20 protein-coding genes and 1 pseudogene are annotated in these 25,813 nt (G+C 43.7%); 11 read left to right on the forward strand and 10 right to left on the reverse strand.

Features of this window, described 5'->3' with window-relative positions; all coding sequences use genetic code 11:
- Positions 1 to 2: 2 nt before the first annotated feature.
- The 8 genes and pseudogenes from nqrE to BQ8005_RS04220 all read right to left on the reverse strand — a co-directional run bounded on the left by nqrE (position 3) and on the right by BQ8005_RS04220 (position 7,534).
- Positions 3 to 629, reverse strand: coding sequence for an NADH:ubiquinone reductase (Na(+)-transporting) subunit E (nqrE, locus tag BQ8005_RS04185; RefSeq protein WP_075317160.1), 627 nt, complete (start codon positions 627 to 629; stop codon positions 3 to 5).
- Between the two features lie 80 nt (positions 630 to 709).
- The gene (locus BQ8005_RS04190) at positions 710 to 1,345 is read right to left on the reverse strand and encodes an NADH:ubiquinone reductase (Na(+)-transporting) subunit D (RefSeq protein ID WP_075317161.1); all 636 of its coding nucleotides are present in this window, start codon (positions 1,343 to 1,345) and stop codon (positions 710 to 712) included.
- A gap of 6 nt (positions 1,346 to 1,351) precedes the next feature.
- The gene (locus BQ8005_RS04195) at positions 1,352 to 2,038 is read right to left on the reverse strand and encodes a Na(+)-translocating NADH-quinone reductase subunit C (RefSeq protein ID WP_075317162.1); all 687 of its coding nucleotides are present in this window, start codon (positions 2,036 to 2,038) and stop codon (positions 1,352 to 1,354) included.
- Between the two features lie 14 nt (positions 2,039 to 2,052).
- Positions 2,053 to 3,237: an NADH:ubiquinone reductase (Na(+)-transporting) subunit B gene (locus tag BQ8005_RS04200; RefSeq protein WP_075317163.1), complete on the reverse strand. Its 1,185-nt coding sequence runs from the start codon at positions 3,235 to 3,237 to the stop codon at positions 2,053 to 2,055.
- A gap of 38 nt (positions 3,238 to 3,275) precedes the next feature.
- Positions 3,276 to 4,747 (reverse strand): annotated as a pseudogene (locus BQ8005_RS04205) (Na(+)-translocating NADH-quinone reductase subunit A).
- Positions 4,748 to 4,830: 83 nt separating this feature from the next.
- Positions 4,831 to 6,228 (reverse strand): C1 family peptidase, encoded by a 1,398-nt coding sequence (locus BQ8005_RS04210; protein WP_075317165.1) that lies wholly within the window; start codon positions 6,226 to 6,228, stop codon positions 4,831 to 4,833.
- Between the two features lie 649 nt (positions 6,229 to 6,877).
- Complete coding sequence (locus tag BQ8005_RS04215) at positions 6,878 to 7,189, reverse strand: helix-turn-helix domain-containing protein (RefSeq protein WP_075317166.1); 312 nt, start codon at positions 7,187 to 7,189, stop codon at positions 6,878 to 6,880.
- 30 nt (positions 7,190 to 7,219) lie between these two features.
- Entirely contained in the window at positions 7,220 to 7,534 is a 315-nt protein-coding gene (locus tag BQ8005_RS04220; RefSeq protein ID WP_075317167.1) for a helix-turn-helix domain-containing protein, read from the reverse strand.
- A 746-nt stretch (positions 7,535 to 8,280) separates the two neighbouring features.
- Here BQ8005_RS04220 and BQ8005_RS04225 point away from each other — a divergent pair.
- The 10 genes from BQ8005_RS04225 to BQ8005_RS04270 all read left to right on the forward strand — a co-directional run bounded on the left by BQ8005_RS04225 (position 8,281) and on the right by BQ8005_RS04270 (position 20,481).
- Positions 8,281 to 8,808 carry a DUF3408 domain-containing protein gene (locus BQ8005_RS04225; protein ID WP_075318926.1) on the forward strand — a complete coding sequence of 176 codons (528 nt, stop codon included), beginning with the start codon at positions 8,281 to 8,283 and terminating at the stop codon, positions 8,806 to 8,808.
- 209 nt (positions 8,809 to 9,017) lie between these two features.
- Positions 9,018 to 9,383, forward strand: coding sequence for a plasmid mobilization protein (locus BQ8005_RS04230; protein WP_075318928.1), 366 nt, complete (start codon positions 9,018 to 9,020; stop codon positions 9,381 to 9,383).
- Positions 9,380 to 10,312 carry a relaxase/mobilization nuclease domain-containing protein gene (locus tag BQ8005_RS04235; protein WP_075317168.1) on the forward strand — a complete coding sequence of 311 codons (933 nt, stop codon included), beginning with the start codon at positions 9,380 to 9,382 and terminating at the stop codon, positions 10,310 to 10,312. The genes BQ8005_RS04230 and BQ8005_RS04235 overlap by 4 nt, the downstream gene beginning before the upstream one ends.
- A gap of 27 nt (positions 10,313 to 10,339) precedes the next feature.
- Positions 10,340 to 11,074 (forward strand): hypothetical protein, encoded by a 735-nt coding sequence (locus tag BQ8005_RS17615; RefSeq protein WP_075317169.1) that lies wholly within the window; start codon positions 10,340 to 10,342, stop codon positions 11,072 to 11,074.
- Between the two features lie 7 nt (positions 11,075 to 11,081).
- A complete protein-coding gene (locus BQ8005_RS04245; RefSeq protein ID WP_075317170.1) occupies positions 11,082 to 12,290 on the forward strand; it encodes a site-specific integrase in 1,209 nt (402 codons plus the stop codon).
- A gap of 327 nt (positions 12,291 to 12,617) precedes the next feature.
- Positions 12,618 to 14,171, forward strand: a complete 1,554-nt coding sequence (locus BQ8005_RS04250) for a hypothetical protein (protein ID WP_075317171.1) — start codon at positions 12,618 to 12,620, stop codon at positions 14,169 to 14,171.
- A gap of 411 nt (positions 14,172 to 14,582) precedes the next feature.
- Positions 14,583 to 15,749, forward strand: coding sequence for a DUF3575 domain-containing protein (locus BQ8005_RS04255; protein ID WP_234983994.1), 1,167 nt, complete (start codon positions 14,583 to 14,585; stop codon positions 15,747 to 15,749).
- On the forward strand, positions 15,746 to 16,807 hold the full coding sequence (locus BQ8005_RS04260; RefSeq protein ID WP_075317173.1) for a DUF6562 domain-containing protein: 1,062 nt from the start codon (positions 15,746 to 15,748) through the stop codon (positions 16,805 to 16,807). Before BQ8005_RS04255 ends, BQ8005_RS04260 begins: the two co-directional genes overlap by 4 nt.
- A gap of 12 nt (positions 16,808 to 16,819) precedes the next feature.
- Positions 16,820 to 17,680 (forward strand): DUF6562 domain-containing protein, encoded by an 861-nt coding sequence (locus BQ8005_RS04265; RefSeq protein ID WP_159436208.1) that lies wholly within the window; start codon positions 16,820 to 16,822, stop codon positions 17,678 to 17,680.
- A 263-nt stretch (positions 17,681 to 17,943) separates the two neighbouring features.
- Positions 17,944 to 20,481 carry a DUF6562 domain-containing protein gene (locus BQ8005_RS04270; protein ID WP_075317175.1) on the forward strand — a complete coding sequence of 846 codons (2,538 nt, stop codon included), beginning with the start codon at positions 17,944 to 17,946 and terminating at the stop codon, positions 20,479 to 20,481.
- 528 nt (positions 20,482 to 21,009) lie between these two features.
- Here BQ8005_RS04270 and BQ8005_RS04280 read toward each other — a convergent pair.
- A complete protein-coding gene (locus BQ8005_RS04280; RefSeq protein ID WP_075317177.1) occupies positions 21,010 to 22,236 on the reverse strand; it encodes a site-specific integrase in 1,227 nt (408 codons plus the stop codon).
- A 310-nt stretch (positions 22,237 to 22,546) separates the two neighbouring features.
- Between BQ8005_RS04280 and BQ8005_RS04285 the strand changes: the two genes are divergently transcribed.
- Entirely contained in the window at positions 22,547 to 23,755 is a 1,209-nt protein-coding gene (locus BQ8005_RS04285) for a BamA/TamA family outer membrane protein (protein WP_075317178.1), read from the forward strand.
- 124 nt (positions 23,756 to 23,879) lie between these two features.
- Here BQ8005_RS04285 and BQ8005_RS04290 read toward each other — a convergent pair whose 3' ends face one another.
- Positions 23,880 to 25,655, reverse strand: coding sequence for an hMGL-like protein (locus BQ8005_RS04290; RefSeq protein ID WP_021847730.1), 1,776 nt, complete (start codon positions 25,653 to 25,655; stop codon positions 23,880 to 23,882).
- Positions 25,656 to 25,813: the final 158 nt, after the last annotated feature.

The raw sequence follows: 25,813 nt of genomic DNA on the forward strand, positions 1-25,813 counted from the left end.
TTTTAGATGTTCAAACCGGAGAAACACATAAACGCGATGGCCATCAAACCTACCGTAATGAATGTGATGCCCAAGCCCTTCAACGGAGCAGGAACATCGGAATAGGCCATTTTCTCGCGGATAGCAGCCAGACCGACGATAGCCAGCATCCAGCCAATACCCGAACCCAAAGCATAAGAGATGGCATCACCCACCCCACCGATATACTTAGGATCACTCATGCCAAGATTGATACGCTGCTGCATGAAGAGTGATGCACCCATGATGGCACAGTTCACAGCGATCAGCGGCAGGAAGATACCCAGCGAAGCGTAAAGCGATGGGCTGAAACGCTCGACAATCATCTCCACCAACTGAACGATGGCGGCAATGACGGCAATGAAAAGAATAAAGCTCAGGAAGCTGAGGTCAACACCCTCAATGATGGCATTGGGACCCAGCACCTTGGTCTGCAACAAATAGTTGACCGGGAGGGTAACTACCAACACAAAGGTTACGGCAATACCCAAGCCAACGGAAGTCTTCACAGTCTTCGACACGGCCAGGTAAGAACACATGCCGAGGAAGAATGCGAATATCATGTTATCCACAAAAATGGAGCGGACTAACAAAGTAAAAAAATGTTCCATAATCGTTATTTAATTGATCATTGATAATTGACAATTGATAATTTCATTATCATTATCCTCTATCCATTCTCCATTAATACTTATTTATCTTGCAACTCTTTGTGGCGGGCACGCTGATACCAGATGATACAAGCCACGATGATCAATGCCATAGGCGGCATCAGCATCAAGCCGTTGTTCTGATAGCCCAACTGCTTCAAAGGTTCGTAGTTGAGGATGTTGAAGCCCAGCAACGTACCAGAACCCAACAGTTCACGGAAGAAGGCCACGATAATCAAAATCTTGGCATAACCCAAACCGTTGCCTACACCATCCAGGAAAGATTCCCAAGGACCGGCCTGCATGGCAAAAGCCTCCAGACGTCCCATCAGGATACAGTTGGTAATGATCAGGCCGACGTATACGGAGAGCTGAACACTCACGTCGTAGGCAAACGCTTTCAAAATTTCACTCACAACGGTAACCAACGCAGCCACAACAACCAACTGTACGATGATACGGATACGGTTGGGGATGGTCTTACGCAACAACGAAATTACTACATTGGAGAATGCCGTAATAACCGTTACGGAAAGTCCCATCACAATGGCCGGCTCCAACTTGGCCGTTACGGCCAATGCCGAACAGATACCCAACACCTGTACGGTGACAGGGTTGTTCATTCCCAATGGAGTAGAGAATATTTCTTTATTCTGCTTTGAAAATAATTGTCCCATATTCTTTTATTCCTCCACATTATTGGTTAAAAAACTCTTGTAATTGCCCAGACAGCCTTTAATCATGGCATCCACAGCCAAAGATGTAATTGTACCGCCGGAAATTCCGTCTACCTGGTAATCGGGATTCTCCACCTTACCGTTCTTTACTACACCGAGAGCAATTTCACCGTTCTCCAGTGTCTTCTTGTTCAAGAATTCACTCTGGAAATGGTCAGTAGCGATTTCAGCACCCAGACCCGGAGTTTCACTAGCGTGTGAGAAGTAAGTTCCATACACGGTATTCTTGTCCTCGTTCAGAGCGATATATCCCCAAATGGCACCCCAAAGACCGGTACCGTAAACAGGGAATACATACTTTTTAGCGCCGTCTACTTCGCAAACAAATACATGCAGACGATTGTTTTCCTTCACTTCTTTCTCGTAACCGGTAGCAAATGCACCCGTGTTCTCGGTCAACGTACCGTCAGCATTCATCAGCATATCGGCCTTTACATATTTATTATATTCCGCATCGGCATCTTTCACGTCACGAACATTAAGTGCAGCCAGAATTTGCTTCTTGGTGTCCAACTCCACGTTCTTGTTCTGCGTCTCTTTCAAAGAAGAGCTTACGAATGCCAGCAAGAATGCCACGATAACAACCATTACCGAAGCATAAATGATAGTATAACTGTTACTATTGGTATTCATTTCTATTCGGTATTTTAATTGTTAGACTTGATTGCACGTTTTTCGCGACGGCTGATGTTGTTCTGTACCACACAGTAGTCGATAAGCGGAGCAAAGATATTCATCAGCAGGATGGCGAGCATCATACCTTCAGGATAACCGGGGTTGAGCACACGGATGATGATAGCCATCACACCGATCAGAAAACCGAAGATGTACTTACCTGTTTCGGTACGGGCCGATGTAACAGGGTCTGTAGCCATGAACACGGCACCGAAGCAGAAACCACCCAGCACGAGGTGTTCGTACCAAGGCATCTTGGCCATAGCCGTATCAGGGCCAAACTCGTTGAAAATCCATGCCATGAAGGCACCACCTACGAATACGGAGAACATGGTCTTCCAGCTGGCAATGCCGGTCCACAACAGGATGACCGCACCAATGGCGATAGCAATAACACTGGTTTCACCAATAGAACCCGGAATCAGACCTGTTACCATATCCCAGGAGAAAGGCAGGTAACCGTCAGCTGTAGGAGCTACAGAAGCTACACCCAGAGCAGTAGCACCCGAGAATCCATCTACAAACTTGTCACCACCCAGACCAAAGATGCTGTCGCCGGATACCCATACAGAATCACCGGACATCTTGGTAGGATAAGCGAAGAACAGGAAAGCACGAGTGATAAGGGCTACGTTGAACACGTTCATACCCGTACCGCCAAATACTTCCTTGGCAAAAATAACAGAAAATGCAGTAGCAATGGCCAGCATCCACAACGGACAATCAACCGGCACAATCATCGGGATCAGAATACCAGATACCAGGAAACCTTCCTGAATTTCCTCATTCTTCCACTGGGCAACCACAAATTCGATACCCAGACCCACTACATAAGATACAATGATTTTGGGCAATACAGCCAGGAAACCATAGCCGAACAATTCGATGAAGCTTCCTTCGATGCCCGTAGCACGGAAGTGCTGATAACCCACGTTGTACATACCGAACAGCAAAGCCGGTATCAACGCAATGACAACCATCGACATGATACGCTTGCTGTCAATGGCATCATGAATATGCGTTCCCGATTTCGAGGTGGTATTAGGCACGAACAGGAATGTTTCGAAACCGTCGAACACCGAGCGAAATGCGTGGAATTTGCCGCCCTCTTCAAAGTTCGGCTTTATCTTGTCGAGATAATTTCTTAACGCTTTCATTTAATTTATTTTCGATTTAGCAATTTACAACTTACAATTTATGCCATTTCAGCACGAAGCATGTCGAGTCCGGCACGTACGATGCGCTGAACTTCCACCTTGGACGAACATACAAACTCGCACAGGGCAAAGTCTTCGGGAGCCACTTCGTAGATACCCAAAGCTTCCATACGGTCGATATCACCTGCAATGATGGCTTTCACCAGATATTCGGGATAGATATCCATTGGGAATACACGGTCGTACTCATTGGACATGATCATGTGGCGTTCACCACCCTTCACACGGGCATCAAACACATATTCCTTCTTACCCATCAGCCAGCTGAAATAAGAATGGTTCACACTGAACTGATTGAAACGAGGCATGATCCAACCCAACATTTCGTGTACGTCGTCACCTTCGGGAATCACGGTCAGCTGGTTGTGGAAAGCACCCAGAAAACCGTTGGGAGAAACTTTCTTACCCGTCAGTACATTACCGCTGATATAACGCAGTTCTTTGCCAGTCGTTACATTACCCTTGAATACGTTGGTAAGCAGAGCACCGACTTTCAGCTTGCAGTAAGCGGGTTTCTTCACTTCACTTCCCGTTACAGCTACCGTACGGGTCATGTCTACACGACCGATGTTCATCAGACGGCCAATGAAGATAACGGCTTCGGCACCGATAGTCCACACCGTCTCGCCCTTTGCAATGGGCGAAATATGATTGATCTGCACACCGACATTGCCGGCCGGATGCGGACCGTCGAAAGCTGTGATGGTCACATTCTTGGCCTGCGTCAGAGCAGCAGCCTTCTGCTTCACACTGATACTCAGATAAGTTTTGGCCATCTTAGCCAAAGCGTCAAGACCTGTCTGGAAGTTAGCTTCCTCACCCTTCAGCGCAAACTCGAAATCGGGCGCCAACGGATTGCTGTCGAAAGCAGAAACAAAAATTGCTTTCGGTTCCACAGTCGGATCCGCAATTACATCATACGGACGCTGACGGATGAAAGCAAACATTCCGGCATTGAGCAGCAGTTCTTTGACCTGCGCGGCATCCATCTTCGACGGATCCTTCTTGCCGAATTCCTCATAGTCTTGTTCTGTGGCAGCCTCAACGACAATGTTCATCACCTTACGGCGTGCACCTCGTTCTACGCTCGTCACTACACCACTTACGGGTGAAACAAATTTTAATTCAGGATGGTTCTTGTCGATAAACAAGGGTCCCCCGGCCATCACATATTCCTGCTCTTTGACCACCACCTTGGGAGTAATTCCGGTAAAATCATCGGGAACAAGTGAATAGAATCCCGGTTCTTTCACAGAGAAGAACTCTTCGGCAGCTTTGCCCTTCAGGTTAATGTCAAGGCCTTTACGTAACTTAATTACATTTGCCATGTGTTGATTTAAAATAATGGTTTCATTAATTTGCTGCAAAATTAGCAAAAAGAATGTGATTTAAGAGGAAATAAGAGAGGAAATACGGAGAAATTTCCGTAATGGGCTCCGTTAACGAACACGAAGAAAATAAAGTGCCACTTTAGACTCGTAAAGAAGAGCTTTACGGCGCTAAAGTGGCACTCTGGAAAACGGTAACAGAGGTTTAATTTTCTTCTGCAAACATGGGGTCCCAAGCCGGTAGACGGATGGGCTTCTGCTTGAAAAGCTTCATTACTTTTTCAGGAACATATTTGGTCTCCACCACCAGGCGGAACATGTATTCGTCGAACCATCGGTCTGTCATAATCAGATGCCCCTGGTAACCGGATGCGGCTCCCCAGCTATTTTCCACCATCCATTTCACAGGCTTTCCATCTTTGTCCAGATCTACAGCCATCAGCGTCATGGCGTGGGCCGACATGCTGGCAAACGTCTGGATACGCTGTTTCTTGTCCATACCAAACGTCACACCGAACAGCGAACCATAGTCATAATTGTCGACATCCAGATAACCACGCCTGGCATCCAGCTGGGTAACGTCGCTCGAAAAGTACATCCGCGTGCTATCCTTCAGCGAAGCAATGGCCATCTCCTTGATTTCCTCGACAGGGAGATTGACATAAGTCCAATTGCGGCCGTCGTAACGATGACGGTCATACTCAATCTCATAACATTTGTAATACTCCCGGCTAGGATCGTTCATAACCATCACGTAGTTGGTGAGCAAACCGGTATCACCGTATTTCTCGAGGAAGGACATCGGAGTGTGATGCTCCACTTCCACACGTCTGCCCTGCGCATCCCTTCGCACATAGTCGAAAGATGTAGGAGGTACTCCCAAATTCAAAGCCAACATGCGGTAAACGGTACCCAGCATTTCGGTCTTTGCCTTCTCCAAATCGGAAGCACTGGCCCCTTTCTGCACCATCTCGCGCAAAGACAAACCGTATTCCTTCAATTTGAGCCCGATGAGCGACGACATAAGACTCGTATGCTCACTACTGTAAGTTTCAGGCATGGCTTCTTTGGGAACAAGTCCGTATTTCCCTACAATATCGGCCACGCCGGTAAACGTACCTCCATCGCTCAAAGGATGTTTGAAGAGCCACTCTACCGTTTGGTCGTTCATCGGCTCTTCAGCCGTATCAATAATACCCTGTAAGAACAGATTGGACTTCTCCAGCTGATCCCAGAAAAACGAATACGTTTGCGAGAATTCCAATCCCGGCAGGCCGAAACGTGCAATGGCCTTGGCGCGCATCACGTTCAGCCCCGTGAAAAGCCAGCAGCGTCCTGACGACTGCTGGTCGGTAATCCCCTTGGACTCCACTTTAACAGAGAAATCTGTATCAATCCCTACCTGCTTCTCCTGATTCAGAGTTAAAGACTTGATGCTGTTACTGCCGATGGCATTACGCAAGGCTTTGTCAGAAGCCGCATCTTGATAGCTCTGGCGTATCTGTCCCAGCATTTCCGGACTGATACCCCCATTCTTGTCCTGAGCCTGTACACTTAACAGGCCTGCACACAGAACAATCACAGAAATCATTTGTTTTTTCATCTGTAGCAATACAATTTAAATTACAATGTTAACAATGACAAAGATATTGCGTATTTTTGGAATAATCTCATAATCCGCTAAGAATAAAAAGTTTATGCGGAAAGTTCAAGAACGAGGTAATGAGTTGGCAACTGTTCTGATTTCTACATACTTGCGTGATTTGCATTGATGTACAACTCATCTTGGAACAAAGGTACAACTTTTTTATGAACGAGCAAAAGGACGGTGCATTTTTCATTATTGCAGGATAAAATTTGATTTGGTCTATCATCAATCTGCGATATTATGAGTTTACCGATTCCGTCATTCGCCCCTTTCCTTTGCTCGTCTGCGAAGGTAGTACATCAGCCCTTGAAAGTTGAAAGGTCAGGCGGCAAGCCGTTTCGGACTGAATCTTCCTCCTACGGAGAGTATTCAGCCCGAAAACCTTTCCCCTTTCAATGTCTGTACTCAGAAATGCAGACGGCAACGGAAATGAGCGACTGACGAAAATGTAGAAGAAGATAAACAGACAGCATACAAAAGGGTTCTTACATTGATAACCCATTTGTATGCTGTTCTTGTCTCTATCCATAAGGGCACTATTATTTTGCAACAGATGAATATATGGCAAGCGGTAAATTTCACTCCCTCCAAAAATATAGATGTGTTATCCGCTACCATTCATCAAGTGCTTGCCGTTGTACTCCCGTTTCAATGCTTGCTCAATCTCACTTCGCTTATACAGAACTTTACCACCAAGTACATAGTAAGGCAATGTGCCATTGCTTCGGTATTCGCTCAATGTCCTTCGGCTCACTTTAAGCATATACGCTACCTCCTTGTCGCATAGATACTCATCATCGTTTTGTAAGGTTGTCCCATCTTTGGGCATACTATCGAGAATCTCCGATAGTTGGTCGATACTCTCGTGAATGGACTGCATCCACGCATCGTCTTTAGTTCGCATCTCCTGATACATAGTTCAAATGATTTTATTGTTATACATTGATTAGATTTCTCGCCCTTTCCATTTGGCTTCTTTTCGCCTGTCCTCTACCTTCGTAATAATGCTATCCACATCTTCGGGCAGATAGTAAGTCCGGTTGCCGATTTTGGTATAGGCAAGTGTACCATTATCACGCAAGGTCTGCAATGTACGCTTGCTTATCTTCAATCGCTGACAAACATCCTGATGGTCAAGCCAATTGTTTGTCTTTTTCTTTCCGTTCTTGACAACGGGTGAGTTTGATACTCGCAGAATGAACTGCTCAATCTTCGTGGCAAATTCCTCGAATGCCTTTCGCTCAAAAATGATTAATTCCATACGCTTTATTTTAATTTATTACACTTGTTTTCTTGTTTCGCACTGCTAAATAAGGAAGAGATTTTTATACTTCAATGGCACTAACAATAGGTGTCATTCCTTGTCATATCGTTTCATCATTGATACGATAATCAGCCATTGAGATAGCCTCTGTTCTCATACGCAGTTTCGTTTTCTGAGGGCAAAGAAAGAGATAAGTAATCACACCTCAATCATATGGTGAGGCTGTTGCAGTATGTGGCACAGTTCGTGGCACTTTTAGATGTATATGATGATACATTTTTAAGCACACATCACATTGTAACCAATATTGTATAAGAATATCCTCAAGCGGCTCCATGTCTCGAATCTTGTCCGTAGCATTGTCGTTTGGCAGACCGATGCTTATCCGTCTGTAAAACTTTTGCCCCGAACAGCCGAAACAGATAGTCACTGATTCTATAATTGCAGTATAGCGGATAGACCAACTTCCGATGTTTCTGTAGTCCGTCTATCCGCTATCATATTTAAGTCCTTAATTTCCTCAATTAAGCATTTTACCCCAATCCATCATAACCCGTTCAACTTGGGAAGAATTATGCAGTCTGCACTGCCTACGAATCACCCCGAAATGCAATGCAATTCATAATTGCCTACATAGACCTAATTAGTTGTGGTAGAATTGTATACATATTTTCTTTGCAGCAGATAATCGGTCAAGATTGTGCACAAAGACCATATTGTTGAACATTCAAAAAGTGATAAGTATGAAGAAAAAACAAGTTGAGTTGACACAAGAACAGTGTCAAGAAATTATCGACCAAATGACTACAAGGTCTTTTTACAGGAGTGATAAGGGTAATAGCTCAGATATGGAGAATTTGCAAACAATGGAATCCGTAGGATCATCCATTGACGACATTCTGCCAGAGCCTCTACCGTCAGTAGCAAAACAAGCCCAAACGGAAGCAGCGTCTTCCGTTGCAGAGGTGGCTACAGAGATTTCACCTATTGTTAATGCCGAGGAACAGCCACCGACATCACCCATCCAACGCAGAGTGAGCAGTAAGCAACGCAAACTCTCGTTGGAGGAGTATCGTAACACCTTTATGCGTCCTTACAAGATTGAAGACCGTAAGCCGGTATTCATCAGCGGTAAGTTGCGAAAAATGCTCGATAAGTTCGCCTGCAAAATCGGTGAGGATAGAATGAGCATGTCGGGACTATTGGAGAACATCGTTCGCCATCACATTGAACTCTATTCAGAAGATTTCGAGCATTGGAAAGGAATGTAACCTCTTAATCCATTCTATTTAAGAACTATTCCAACGGTATTTCATTTTGAGGCACTCAAAACTGATTGACCTTCGGTTAGTGGGGAAGCAAGTTTATGTTTTGGGCAGACCAAAACCACTTGTTTCCACTCCCGAAGGTCGCAGAAGAGCGCATCCCGTTGGTCTATCAAGTAAACAATGTATGTATCATTTCAAAAAAGAGTAATTGTATGAAACGAAGTATTAATAACAAAACACCCAACAAGGGAGGACGACCCACTAAAAAGTTATCCGAGAAACGCAAGTACCGCATAACGGTAAAGATGGCAACCGAGGAGTACTACGCGATGAAACTCAAAGCCAAGAATGCAGGAGTCTCGGCAAGTGAGATTGTGCGAATGGCTATCCGTGATTCTCATATCAGGGCACGACTTACCACCGAACAAGCGGACTATATCCGCAAACTATGCGGTATGGCAAACAATCTCAATCAGCTTACCAGAAAAGCACATCGTGAAGGTGTAAGGCTGCACTATGGGCAATGCCAACATCTTCTGCTCTCATTGGAAAACATTATAGACCATATCAGTTTATGATGGCGAAGATTGTAAAAGGTGCTGGAGCCAGAGGAATTGTTGATTATATCCTCGACAAGAAGAAACAAGCCACGCTCATAGATTGTCAAGGGGTACTGTTCAATGACAATAGCACGATAGCCAAAAGTTTTATTGCTCAATCAAGGCTTAATCCACGAGTGGATAAGTTCATCGGGCATATCTCACTCAGCTTCTCAAAGCAGGATTTACCACGCTTAACGGATGAACTTATGATACAGATAAGCCGAGAATATATGGAGAAAATGGGTATTCGTGATACGCAATATATCATCGGACGACACAATGACAAGGAGCATCCTCACGTACATATTGCCTTTAATCGTGTGGATAATAACGGTAGAACCATCAGCGATAGGAACGATCGTTACCGCAGTGAACGCATCTGCAAGGAACTGACACGCAAATACGGACTATACTTCGCAAATGGTAAAGAACAGGTAAAAACGCACCGATTGAAAGAGCCTGACAAAACCCGTTACGAGATATACCAAGTTCTCAAACGAGATGTTGCACGATGCTCGGATTGGACTACACTGCTGAAGCGCTTGAAAGCCGAAGGAATAGATGTCCGCTTCAAGTATAAGGGCAACACCAATGAGGTGCAAGGTATCATCTTTACCAAGAATGGCTACCACTTCAACGGCTCGAAGATAGACCGAAGTTTCAGCTATTCAAAGATTGATAAGGCTCTGAATGGTAACAATCAAGCGGAATATCAGCGACAATACGAACCGCATCATATGCAGATAAGCCATTTCGAGAACAAGGAAGCGGAGATTATCAGCGGTTCATTAGGCTTGTTGGACTTCACTTCTTCGCCCGATGTGGATAGCCAGGAAGAGGCAGATTTCCGCCGCTTAATGCAGCAGAAGTCTAAGAAAAAGAGAACAAGAGGATTCAAACTTTAATCATTAACCACTTAAAAACAGAATAGTATGCAGGAAAATAATTCAATCATTATCGCAATGTTGGAAGAGTTGCTGACCATCAGCAAGAGCCAACGAACAGAACAAACAGTAAATGCCAATGTAGATTTGACGCCCATTAAAGAGTTAATCGAGAATGGCAATCGGGAAAACAAGGAGTATTATGATGCTAAAACCAATAAACTCGCAGGTTTTGTTGTCAATGAATTTAGCAAGATAAACAAGCGAATGGATGGCATCAGTGAGCAGGAGCATCCCGACTTTGAGGGTGTAAAACAACAGCTTGCAGAGGCTATCGACAAGATGGATGAAATAAAGGTAAAGCACAACATTGACGAGAAACGACACTCGTTTGCTCTTTACACAAAGGAATCTTGGATTCTTTTGTCAATGATTGTCATGCTATTGGCATCAGGAGCATCAGCAATATACCACTTGTCAAGACCAAATGTTCAAAGGGATGATGATGCACTCAAATATCGCTACATCAAGATGAAAGGCGATGCTTCGGCTGAGCAGATAGCCACATTGGAGGACATCTTTGAACTCAACCGAGATAACCAAAAGATTGAGCAGATGCGCGAGGATGTGGAGACCTACGAAGAGGCTGTACGCAAACAAGCAGCTCTCGCTGAGCAAGCACGCCTGAAGGAGCAGGCTGCAAGGGAACAGGAGAGCAAAGCCAAATCCATTAAGAACAAGCAGGATAATAGTAAGGTTAAACAAAATAAATCAAAACCCTGATTGTAATATGGCAACAGTAAAGATTAAGTTCCGACCATCAACGGTTGATGGCGGACAAGGCTCAATTTTCTATCAAGTAATCCATAATCGTGTAGCCCGTCAGCAAAAGACGGGCTACCGTCTCTACGGCTATGAGTGGAACAACCACTCTTCGGAGGTGGTGTTACCAAAGTTCAACGAGAGCAGAAAACGCTATCTATCGGAGATTGGTGACAAAATCCGAATGGATGTCAAGCATTTCCAGAAGGTCATCGCTGATTTTGAGCACAGCGGTTGTGATTATACCGCAGATGATGTGATAGCGGAATTTGCATCGGATAACCCCGACAATTTTCTCTTCCCATTTATGGAGGGCGTTATTGCCAATCTGAAAACATTGGGTAAGATACGCACATCGGAAACATATGCTGCGACCCTTTGCAGTTTCAGACGCTTCCGAGAGGACAAAGATGTGCCCTTGGATGATATGGATTCAGATATGATGATGGCATACGAAGCATATTTGAAGAATAACGGAGTGAGCCCCAACTCTTCATCATTCTATATGCGTAATCTCAGAGCAGTATATAATCGTGCCGTAGAGAAGGGACTTACCCCACAACGCTTCCCATTCAAGCACGTTTATACGGGAGTGGATAAGACCGTCAAGCGAGCCGTACCTCTGAAAGTCATCAAGCGAATTAAGGAGATGAACTTCTCTATGAATCCGTCCTTTGACTTCGCCAGAGATATGTTCCTTATGAGCTTCTATACCCGAGGTATGTCATTCGTGGATATGGCATACCTGCGAAAAAAGGATTTGCAGAATGGGGTACTATCCTATCGCAGACGCAAGACGGGACAACAACTCTTCATCAAGTGGGAGAAATGTATGCAAGAGATTGTGAATAAGTACGACACTTCACAATCCAATTACCTGTTGCCTATCATCAAACCTTTCGGTGATATAGATGAACGCAAGCAATATATCTATGCAGCCCATAATATCAACCGTTGCCTGAAAATCATCGGTAAAGAGTTGGGATTATCCGTTTCACTAACCTTGTATGTTGCTCGTCACGCTTGGGCGAGCATCGCCAAAAGCAAAAATGTACCACTCTCGGTAATCAGTGAGGGTATGGGACACGACTCGGAAGCCACCACACGCATATACCTTGCATCGTTAGATACCGTAGCCATCGACAAGGCGAACAGTATGATATTGAAATCTCTATAAGTAATGGATTGTTGAGCGAATGAGAAAATCTCTTGATAAGAGAAATGATTACCGTTGCAAATTTACGAAGAATAATATAATCGGAACCAAAAAAAGGAATTAAAAAAGCAGGTTGATTTTCATTTTGTTTTGCTCCACAGGTCTATTGTTGAGCAAATTCCAATGTATCAACCTGCTAATAGACTCATTCATAGAATAGACCTACAATATGAATTGCTCTTATCAAGAGAGGTTTACTCTTTAGCTTCTTTATATAGAATTAAGAACTTGTAAACCTGACGATTGCCTACCCCAATTAAGTAATCCATAAAAAATGGCAACCAACAGTTGAAAGAGCAACGAGGAATTAGAAACGAAACCAGAGAAAAGTATAGCGATGCAATTACCCTCTATGTAGAGACCGGTCTTTCCATAAAACAAATATGTGAGCAGACTGGGGTCGGCTTTTACGCGTTCAGTTCTTACCTCTCCACTCATCACCGTGACCTAATCCTCAAACGACATAATCTTACAGAATTTAAGAATGTCAAACTTAGAGGAAAGAAAGGTCAAACTACTGCCGCCCATTACAAATATAAGGATGCCATTGCCGCTTGCGACAGTATGGAGTATATTGAATACAATATATCCCAGATAGCACGTATCTTCAACGTAGATTGTTCCTCTTTGGCAAGCCAACTTCGCAGACATTACCCCGATATCGTACCACGCAGAGAACAGGAACGCAGACGGATAGGAATAACCGTCAATCTGCAATATGGAGCACGCAAGTGGAGCAAGAAAGAGTATGCTACTGCCATTGAGATGTTGCAATCATCCGATAAAACCATTGAAGAGGTTGCAGAGGCTTGTAATGTATCCTACACGGGTTTGCGAGAACACATCTTAGCCTATTACCCACAAATTACCCGTTATAGGGAGGAGAAACGTATCCGTGCAACAGGTCAAAAGGTCAGAGGTCTGCGTAACGGAAATTGGACTGTCTGTGAGCCAGACCGTGAAACTCTTGAAAAATATGAGAAAGCTATAGACCTGCATCGTACAACATCGAAGGATGTAAAGGATATAGTACGTATTGTTGGGGTAACTCTCGGTGGCTTCCGCTACCACTTGAGAACTTGGCATCCCGAACTGATGGTTCTTAGACGTGGCTTTGACGAAGGTATGGCATTGGAGCAAACCAAACGTTATAAAAAATCTTCTGCTGAGAAATATGCCAATGCAATCGAAAGATTACAGAATACCGATTTGCCAACAGCAAAGGTCGCAGCGGAATTTGGACTGAATCCCGAAACATTCAGGATGTATCTCAGGGAGCATCATCCCGAATTGGTTACAGCCCGTGGAATGATAAGGACATCTGACGGTAAGGTCGTTTCCAATCGTAGTGCAGAAAAGTATGCGGAGGCGCTACGCATCTATGCAACCACTTCCGAGTCCTTGAAATCCATTGCCAAACGGTTGGGACTTACCTATAATAGTGTAGGCGGTTTTATACGCCGTAACTATCCCGAAGCCATCGAAAAGCATAATTCGTTGCTTGTATCCAGTGAACAGATGTTTGCTGAAGGGGTAGAAATGTTGAAATCAGGGAACGCCACTATCCATGCCGTGATGGACGAGTGTGGCTACAATGAATATTTCAGAACTTACATAAAGAGCAAGTATCCCGAACTGCTTCATCGTAAGACGGAACGCAAGCAGATACTTAGGAAACAAAAGACGGCAGATAAATATGCGGCTGCTATCGAATGCCTGAACAACAACACAGATACGATGAAGGATGTTGCTGAACGATTTGGACTTAACATCCATTCTTTCCGCAAATATCTCTATAAATATACTCCTGAAATTATAAAGTCAAGACACAATAAGCCATAAGAGCCAAAAGAATAGGGCTGATGTTGAAGGTGCGAGCAGAATAGATTGTTGAGCGAATGAAAGGTCTCTTTGGAAGAGAGAACTTATCTCTTTGGAAGAGAAATGATTACCGATACAAAATTACACATTTTTCGGCAAATAGCACCAATTTACACTAAAAAATGTTATGCTCGATTCAGATTTTGTTTAGTGGCAATGTGGATTGTTGAGCAAATTATGTCGTGACTGTTCAAATAACCTACTCGTAATCAATAGCAGTATGTCGCATAAATCACTCTTCCAAAGAGAAGTGACCTATTATTCTGATTTATGCGCATTAAAAAATATTGTATAACACTGATTCTCTTGCTGTTTAGTGTAGGTACTGCGCATTCGCAAGAGAGACACACGGAAATCTGTATTGACTTCCGTGTGAACAGTACTGTCATAGACTCCGCCTATTCGGACAATGCCGCCCGTATGCAGGAGATGGTGGAGTTCCTACGAACTATACGCCAAGACAGTACAATCAATATCATTGAAGTATCCTTCTGCGGAGCAGCTTCTCCCGAAGGCAGTTATCAACTCAACCGTAAGTTGGCACAAGGCCGTCTATCGGCACTTGAAAAGTTCATTCGCAGTGAGGTGGACATTCCCGACAGCCTTATTACCTATAATGACAGCTATATCCCGTGGGATTATCTCAAATCGCAGATTGAGGATTCGGGACTTATCCGCAAGGATGAAGTAATTGCCATCTTGGAGGAAGAAGCCCGATTGGTGGACTATCATCACCCGAATACGCATATCGATAACCGTGTCGTAAAATTGAGAGCATTGGACGGTGGCAAGGTATGGCAGCAGATGAACAAGCTTTTCTTCGAACAGATGCGAAATGCCTGTGCGGTATTCGTAACCTACAAGAAAGAGTTGCCACCCGTACAAGAGCCTATAATCGTACCTGATACCATTACGATAGAGCCAATAGTTGAAGTTGTGGAAATTGTACCCGACACAACGGCTATTGTAGAAACGGTTATTCCCGAAGTGGAGGGATGGAGCCGCAAACTCCATTTGAAGACCAATGCAATAGGCTTGGGGATGGCTATCGCCAATGTTGCCGCAGAAGTAGATTTGGCAAAGCATTGGTCGTTTACGCTCCCTGTCTATTACTCTGCTTGGGACTACTTCAAATCAACCATCAAGTTCCGCACCTTCGCCGTACAGCCTGAGTTCCGCTATTGGCTGTCGGAAGAGAATGACGGATTCTTCGCAGGAGCACACTTCGGCTTGGCATACTACAATTTTGCTTTTGATGGAGATTACCGCTACCAAGACCATAACCGTGAGACACCTGCCATCGGTGGCGGTGTGAGCATCGGTTATCGTCTGCCCATCAGCAAGAACAACCGTTGGAGGGTGGAGTTCTCACTCGGAGCAGGAGTATATTCAAATCACTACGACAAGTTCCACAATACTCCACGCACAAAAGACGGTCTGATGATAGAGAGCATCAAGAAGACCTATTGGGGTATCGACCAAGCAGCGGTATCGTTCTCCTATTCGTTTGACTTAAAGAAGAAAGGAGGCAAGCGATGAGAAAGATTCTATACCTTATTATGTGCCTGCCGATATTGTTTCTTTCGGCTTGTGATGTTCACGAATGGCCTGAAACGCCGGAGTTTGTAAAAATGCATCTTCGCCTCAATTATGAAACAGATATGACCGAATGGGAACATCTGTACGATGGTGCAGAGGTCATTGAACAGGGATATGGCGAGACATACGACAATCATCGTGATTATGGCAAGATACGCTACATTGTCCGTACCTATCCCGTATCGGAGAAAATGCGTACCACATCGGACTACACACAGGAGTTCGTATTCACGAAAGATATATCAGAGGGTTATGACCACGAAGTGACGCTCGACCTCTTGCCCGGCAACTACAATGTGATGGTATGGTCGGACTTGGTGCAGACAAGCGGTGACAGCCATTTCCACAATGCCGACAACTTTGCGGAAATCAGACTGCAAGGCGACCACAAGGGTAATAATGACTATCGGGATGCCTTCCGAGGCTCAAACAACATTTCCCTTGTAGCGGATATTATGGAGCATTTGCCCGATACATTGGATATTGCAATGCAGCGTCCTCTTGCCAAATTTGAGTTCGTAACAAACGATGTGGTGGAGTTTATAGACAAGGAATCTGTACGTGTCGCTTCGAAAGCCAACGGAAACAAGGCTGCATCAACAGATGATACCCCGACAAGAGCCGTAAACATCGAGGATTACAAGGTGGTGTTCTACTACGTAGGATTTATGCCCGACGCTTACAGTATGAATACCGACAAGCCTGTAGATTCCTCTACGGGTGTGATGTTCGAGTCCACCTTGTCGAGCCTCTCCGATTCGGAAGCCTCAATGGGATTTGACTATGTGTTTGTGAACGGCAAGAAGTCGGCTGTAACCGTGCAGATAGGTATCTATGACAATGAGGGTACACAACTCTCCTTGACCGAGCCGATAGAAGTTCCGTTGAAGCGTAGCCATCATACCATAATGACAGGTATGTTCCTGATGTCGGAGGCTTCGGGAGGTGTTACCATCAATCCCGACTTTGACGGAGACCATAACCTTATTTTCCCATAACAGATAGACATAATGAAGAATCTACTACATAACATACAGATATTGGCGATGCTTGCCTTAACTATGATAGGCATACAATCCTGTTCGGATGAATTGCACGATGTGGGCGATGTTCAAGTGAGTTTCACTGCTATGCTTCCAACGGACACCCGTACCCGTTCATTCGGCAAGGCTGAACAAGTGAATACCCTTGTGGTGGGCATATTCAAAAAGGGTGTTGCCGATATGCATACCAACAGCGGTGGCAGCTGGAACTATTATGAAATAGACCGCCAATCGTTCCCGATAAATGGCACTTCGGTAGATGTGCAGCTTACATTGGCGCAGGAACAGACATATAGTTTTGTCTTTTGGGCGTATGATAACAATCAGAACATCTACAATATAGATGATCTGACCGCCATTGAAATGAATACTCTGCCCAATCCGATTACATTCTCTGAGGCAGAAGCCGCAGACGCTTTTTTTGCCACGATGGAAGATATTACCATTACAGGAGATTGCAGTTACCCTGTTGAACTTGTCCGCCCGTTGGCTCAAATCAATGTGGGTACTACAGGAACACCGATGCAAGCTACATTTACTGCAAAGGCAGTCCCAAACACATTCTATCCATTCACGAACACAGTAAGCGGAAATGCCGAATTTACTTGGAATTTCAATGATACCACAACCGAGACATTCTCGGCTGACGGCACAGAATATAACTACCTCGCTATGGGATATGTGTTTGCTCCGACCACAGCCACAAATATTTCTGCCAAATTGACTTTGACTGATGGCAATAACAGCAAAATGGTAGAATTTCCACAGGTGGAGATAGAGGCAAACCAAAGAAGCAACATCGCAGGAAATTTCACACCAACAGAATAAGAGATTTTCAATATAAGTATAACCCTAATAACGAGTTAAAAGCCGAACAAAAAAGAATAAACAAACTAACACCGCAAAGGTGAGGAATAGTTCCGAGACCTTTACCCTGCATCAGCAGGCAACGACAGATTGATGATAATACTCGGTTCTGCATAGACAGAACAGCCCTCGACAATGGGTGCGACATTTACAAGGGATGTGGCAAACATTAAGAAACAAGAAAATCAAAATAACTATTTGTATAACAATTAAATTTTTCAAAGATGAACAAGAAATTATTCTTAGGTATGTTCGCAGCAGCAGGTATGTTGCTCGCAACATCGTGTTCGAATGACGAACTGGATGTAGTTCAGTCAGGAAATGAGGCTCAGGTGACGTTCTCACTTGCTGCCGAAGGTGGTATCGCTACCCGTGCTATCAGTGATGGTACAGGTGCAGATTTGCTTTATTATGCTATTTTTGATGCACAAGGAAAATTGATTACAACTATCAATGGTTCAACTGCTGGTCTGCTTAAAAAGGAAAATGCATTCCCTAGTGGAAGCAAGGAAGATAATGTGGAAGTTACATTGGCGAAGGGACAGGAGTACACAGCTGTATTCTGGGCACAGGATAAAGATTGTCAGGCTTATACAGTAACTGCTGAAACCGATGGACTGAAAGTAGCCGTAGATTATGAAGGCGACAATAACGATGAGACTCGTGACGCCTTCTTTAAGGCTGAAACTTTCAAGGTAACAGGCAATACAGAAATTGATGTTGTATTGAAGCGTCCTTTTGCTCAAATCAATGTGGGTGTAACAGAAGCTGATTGGAAAGCAGCAGTAGAATCAGGTATAGAAATTACCGAGTCAAAGGTTGTTATCAAGAATGCAGCAACATCTATCAACTTACTTGATGGTACAGTTAGTGGAGAAGAAGAAGTAACTTATAATTTTGCGACCATCCCTGCAAAGTTTGCTACTGCAGAAACATTGGAAGTTGATGTTAACCGTGATGGTACTATTCAGGATGATGAAAAGTACAAATATCTTTCTATGAGCTATATCTTGACTGATAATGACGCAGAAAGAACCACTTTGGAGGCAGACGGTTTGCAGTTTACTTTCAGCCCTGAAAATGGTGAAGACATCGTTTTCGATGAAGGTTTGCACGCAGTTCCTGTACAGCGTAACTGGAGAACTAATATTCTTGGTAAAATCTTGACAGGTGATATTCAGTTCAATATCGAAATCGACCAGAGATTTGATGACAACTATAACCTGATGTATCCTGACAAGGATGATAATAGCACAGCTGTATTTAATGTTACTAATGCAACTGAATTGCAGACTGCTTTGAATAACGCGACTGATGGTGCTGTTATCTACTTTGCAAATGATATTACAGGTGATGTTACCGCAACTCAGAAACCAAATGTAAAAGTTTCTATTCTCGGTCAAGGATATAGCTTTAAGGGTGTGATTACCGTAGATGGTAAAAGTGCAACTTATACAACTGCAGGTTTGACTATTAAAGATGTAGTCTTCGATGCTCAAACTATCTCTGCTGATGCTTGTATTAATTTGGGCAAGAGCGGTGATAATAACACTCGTTACACTTGCAATGTAACCGTTGAGAACTGTACTTTTGATGTTGTTGATGCTGTCGGTATCAAGTCTTACACAGGTGGTGATAAGAATTTGACTATTACAGGTTGTACTGCTACTGCAAATGCTCACTCATTGGTTCAGGTTGCAGGTATTGATGGTATCCTCATTGAGAATAGTACAATTAAATCTGTAAGAGGTATGAACTTTAATAGTAGTACCAATGTGACGGTTGATAATTGCTCAGTTGATGTACAAAAATATGCCGTTCGTTTCGGTGCAAGTTCGGGTGGCTCAGGAGAAACTGAGGTATATACTATTAAGAATAGCTCATTGAAGTCCGTAAATGTTGATGACGATGCAGTAATCGTTCTCCGTGGTACTGCCGACAATTCTACATTGACTATTGAGAATACAACAATCGAGGGTACTAAGCAGATTGAGAACACTGCAACTAACGCAACGGTTATTATTGATGGTGTGCCTACTGTCAACTCTACTACGGGTTTGGCCACAGTTGTTGCGAAAGGATATACCAACATTAACTTGGTTGATGGTACTTATGATATGACTAAACTCTCAGCCATAGCTGGTAAAACACTTACATTTGTTGGAGCTGGTGAAAACACTATTTTTGATTATAGTTCTCAAACATATAATAAATATGTTAGCGGAGGTAATGGTACTTTCGTATTCAAAAATATGACTATCCAAAGAAGTACAGCAACTTTTGCAGGTATGGCACACACAGCAAGTACCTCTTATGAGAATTGTATAATCACTGGTACTTATTATGTATATGAAACTACAGCTAAATTCACTGATTGTAAGTTCAATGTAACAGGAGATTTTTATAATTGTTGGTTGTATGGAACGTCGTCAGCGACTTATGAGAAATGCGAATTTAATTGTTCTGGTAAGTCTATCTATGTAGATGGTAATGGAGAAACAGGTTCGGATCTTACTACTAACACTTGTGTTTTCAATGATAATGGTGGTGTAGAGAACAAGGCTGCAATTGAAACAGGTAACACTTATGGCAAACGATATTCATTGACTATCAATAATACAACAGTAAACGGATTTAGTACAACTGAAGCTAAATCGCCAGCTGTAGATGGTGCTGAACTTGGTACTAATGTATGGGGCAATAAGAATTATATGACTAAGGATAAACTTTCAGTCACTATAGACGGTACGAAAGTTTATTAAAACATAATCGGTAATTACTGAACACTTTATATTGGAGGATTCAGTTCTATAAAAGAAATTCTATCATTCCTTTGATAGATATTTACATATAAGACGATTGAGACCTGCCGTTCGTGAGAATAGCAGGTCTCATTTTTCGTTATTGTCAATTCCCTTTGGATAAAATTTGTTGTCTCATACACCTATATGTTATGAATAGGTTGATTCCATTCTCTTTTCGCTGGCAAATACTTTCCAACACCTTTTGTCTTATCTTGCTTGCCTCATAGGTGTTCAACCGAAATGTAAGTGCAACGACTACTTCAAGATTGTAGTATGTGACCCAACTTTTATGCGTTACCAAATCACATCGTTGAGTGGTCACAGGGCAAAGTGTTTCACTCTTATATATCGCTCTGATGGCGGCTCGGAGTGTTGGGGCTATCACCCCGAACAACTCCACCAATTCCATTTCGGACATCCAAACATTACCGCTTGGGATATTCACTCTGCCACTTTCTCTGATTGTTATAATTGCTCGTTCCATAGTTACATTGCTATTGAGATTTCACTAAACGATTGATTAAGTCTGTTGCCGAACATCGTCAAATCCTTGTCGATTTTTTCGGTGGTAATCTTCGCATATCGCTGTGTCGTGGTAATGTTCGTATGCCCCAACACTCGGCTTACACTTTCAATAGGAACACCCTTGCTCAGAGCCAAGGTCGCGAACCCATGGCGTGTGCAATGGAATGAAATATCCTTAGAAATTCCGCACTCTTTTATCATCTTTTTCAGCGGTTTACAGATATTCCAATAGTTGAGATTTGGGAATACGAGTTTGTCCTCTTGAAATCTCTCATATCGCTTGATGATCTGTAATGGAATATCCAATAGCTTCACTTGGAAATTGACCTTTGTTTTGTGTCGCTTGGATAGAATCCACTTCTCTCCGTTAATCTCTACAATATCATCGGTAGTCAGTTCTTTAATATCCACAAATGACAAGGCTGTGAAACTTGCGAATACGAACAAGTCTCGGATATAAGCCAACTTCTTATCTGCAAACTCGTGAGTCATTACAGCCTTGATTTCATCTTCTGTAAGATATTGTCGCTCCTTGATATTCTGATTTACTCGATACTGAGCGAATGGATTTCGTGGTGTCAGTCCATTATAATGAGCCTTAGAAACAATTGTCTTCAACCACATACAATGTGACCATACACTGCCATTATGTAGTCCTGCATCAGTAGAGAGATAAATTTCATACTCCTTGATAAAATCAGGAGTAAGTTCAAGTATAGAAATATCACTACGCTTGTAGCATTTCTTGATGAATGCAGCCAAATGATTTCGTGACCTTACACGCACCTTGTAGGAACTTGCTGCACGGTCTATACCGATACGCTTCTTGAAACTCTCGTTGTCCTTATCAAATGATCCGAGCAATGTTTCATATTCCGTTCCAATACCCTGATAAGCATTGCGTACCATTTCGGCAGTAACATAGGCTTCTCTATCCGAAATGCGCTGATAATGCTTGATTATTTGAGCCTTTATGTTATCCAACGCCAAATTGATGTCTCGTGCCTCCTTGCTCTTACCTTTTGCCCGATTGCCTTTGGCATCCCACATTGTTTTTACAATGGTCAGTTTGCAGCTGAATTGAGCCACCGAGCCATTGATTGTAACTCGTCCCATAATGGGGACAATACCGTTTTTCTCTTTGCTTCCGTTCACGTAGAACAGCACCTTAAATGTACTTCGCATAATCCAATTCTTTTGGTTACAAAATTAGTTATCAGCGAGTTGTACACTGTTATGCAGAATGTAGCAGAGAGTAGAAATAAACTCCAACGACCTATAAACTTACCTCATTATCGGGTAATGATTTGAAAACCGTCTGCCTTCATTACCTTTCATTTCCTTGCACTTTTGCATCAGCGAGGCTTTCATCGAAAGTCCTCATAAGTCATTGAACACCAGTGCTGCCATCATTATTTCTCCTCATTCATTAGATTTTTCCAGAGATATTAACTATTTCTGAGATTTTTAGTACCTTTGCATCACATTTCCAACAAGTATGAAGAATTTAATAACCATTCTGCTTCTGTTTACGCTAGTGGCGACCGGCGTACAGGCACAACAACAGAACGATACGGCAGCCGTTAACGACAGTACCCCGACTCTCAGCAAAAAAGAATTGCGAAAGCTCAAGAAAGCGAACCGTAATTTCCACTATAACATCCTCGGCGGCCCGAGCTACTCACCGGACTTTGGCCTGCTGGTAGGCGGAAGTGCCTTGATGACATTCAGCCTGAATCCTCAAGACACAACCCTGAAACGGTCGGTGGTACCAATAGCCCTGGCCTTCATGTTCGATGGAGGAATCAACATATTCTCCAAGCCACAATTATTCTTTAAGCACGACCGCTTCCGCCTTTTTGGTAAGTTCAGTTACAAAAACACGGTGGAAAATTATTACGATATCGGCTATACGACCAACAGAGACTACATTCGAAGCGACTCAACCAGCCAATACCGATACAGCGGCGTACAAATCAATCCCTGGTTCCTGTTCCGACTGGGTGAAAGCGATTTCTTCGCAGGTCCACAGATTGACATCAACTACGATCATTTCACCAAACCTGCTAAAGGCTTGGTAGAAAACCAGTCATATCAGGAAGCAGGCGGAACCGCCCACGGATACAAGAACTTTAATTCCGGTCTGGGTTTCCTGTTGACATACGATAGCCGAGACGTTCCAGCCAATGCCTATAAAGGTATCTATCTGGATTTCCGTGGAATGATGTATCACAAAATATTCGGAAGTGAACACAACTTCTATCGTCTCGAATTGGACTATCGCCAATACAAAGAGGTAGGCAAACGCAAGGTTATCGCCTGGACTGCTCAAACAAAAAATGTATTCGGTGACAACATACCCTTGACACAATACTCCCTGACAGGTACTCCTTTCGATCTCCGAGGCTATTATCAAGGACAGTATCGCGACAAATCATCGCACATCGTGATGGCTGAATACCGACAGATGCTGAATACCGATCAAGAGACCTGGTTGAAACGCGTAATCAACCATCTGGGCTTCGTAGTATGGGGTGGATGCGGATTCATGGGCCCCACTCCCACTAAAATAGAAGGTGTACTACCTAACTACGGTGTCGGCCTTCGCATCGAAGTGCAACCTCGTATGAATGTCCGCCTGGATTTGGGCAAGAATACAGTAAACAACCAGACGCTGTTCTACTTCAACATGACAGAAGCGTTCTAAAACATAAAAAGAGAGTGCATCCCATTGATGCACTCTCCCAATCTGTTGCTATCTACAAGCTTTTTACCACATGCACAACTAATACATGCCAACACCTATCGATAACCGACCATGAAACAACAGATTATGCAAAAATATCACTGCGCTGAACGTAGGCTATCACGTCGCCCTTGTTGACCACAGCTCCCTGTTGAGCGCAAACTTCTACAACACGTCCCGTAAATCCGGTATATATTTTCTCATATTCACCCCATGGAGTAGAAATGTAACAAAATACCTCATCGTGCTGGTACTTGCGTCCGACAAACGGTGCTAACGAAGGACCATCTACGGAAACTTCCCAAAGAACCTGTCCCTTAGAGGGTGCAACCACCGGATCTGCTTTAGCGCGCTTCAGTTTCTTCACTTCCTCTTCCGATACAGCTCCCTTAGACAAAGCTGCGTCTTTGGCACGCATCAGCTCTTCTTCGAAACGCTTCTTGGCAACGCCCGATTTATAGTCACGGTACTGACGGTCATGCATAGCCAGTTCAAACAATTCTTCATCGTCTTCGCCATATTCCCAACCGTTTTCATCCATTTCTTTGCGATACTGATCCAAAGCATCAGGATAGTTGGCCTGCGGATCGGTATCCACAAATTCATAACCTTTCTCTTTAGCCAGTTCCACAATCTCAGGCGCCAGTGCTCCTGGCAGACGTCCACTCTTGCCAAGAATCATGTCCCAAGTGTGGTTGTCAATCATCGTCCAGCGCTCTTCACCTTTAACAAGCTGCATCACGTTCATCAGCGCCACATTCTTGACATACTGGCTGAACGGAGTAACCAACGGAGGATAACCCAATTTAGGCCATACGTATTCCACTTCATCGAACAGCATCACCAACAGATCGTCAATGCTCATGGGCGACTGATTCTTACTCTTCAAAATCATGTTGATACCTGAATGCACTCCCTTCAAGTCGGCCATCATCGAACCCATCATACCACCCGGCAATCCACACTTCAACAAAAGTGAAGACATATGTTTATTGGTAGGATCCATAAAATAGCCCAGGAAGTCATCGATAAATTCCTGCGTCATGGCACGTGCCTTCATATAGGCTTTCATGTTAATTTCGGGCACCTGGAAACCCTTATCCTTCAACATGGCTTGCACAGAAATCACGTCAGGATGTACCTTACCCCACGACATCGGCTCCATAGCCACGTCGATAATATCAGCACCGTTTTCACATACTTCGAGGATAGAAGCCATCGACAGGCCCGGACCACTATGACCGTGATACTGAATGATAACCTCGGGATGCCGCTCCTTGATAGCTTTGGTCAGACGTCCCAACATGCCCGGGCGGCCAATACCGGCCATATCTTTCAAGCAGATTTCAGGCGCACCCGCTTCAATCAGCTTATCGGCAATTTCGGTATAATATTCTACGGTATGAACCGGCGAATAGGTGATACAGAGTGTAGCCTGTGGTATCATGCCTGCCTCCAAAGCATATTGAATGGAAGGAATGATATTGCGAGTTTCGTTCAATCCGCAGAAGATACGGGTAATGTCTACACCCTGTGCGTGCTTTACTTTATACATCAGGCGGCGCACATCAGCTGGCACAGGATACATACGTAAAGCGTTCAATCCACGGTCCAGCATGTGGGTTTGGATTCCAGCTTCATGGAAAGGCTTGGTAAAAGCACGCACGGCTTTGTTCGGATTTTCACCATAAAGCAGATTCACCTGCTCGAAAGCTCCGCCATTGGTTTCCACTCTTGCAAAACAGCCCATCTCGACAATCAATGGAGCAATGCGAACCAGTTGGTCCACTCTTGGTTGATACTTACCGGAGGATTGCCACATGTCTCTGTAGACGAGACTGAACTTAATTTCTTTTTTCATTGTAGTCAGGTATTAGTGATTCTTTTTCTTTGGGTTAACTTAACATATACAAATATAGCAGTTTTAATTGACATATCGGCATATAAATACTAAAAATATTCATATCAAAAGATATGTTATATATCATATTGTCACATTTACCCCAATTATCCGGTTCC

The sequence above is a fragment of the Bacteroides togonis genome (assembly GCF_900130135.1).
Classification (GTDB): Bacteria; Bacteroidota; Bacteroidia; order Bacteroidales; family Bacteroidaceae; genus Bacteroides; species Bacteroides pullorum.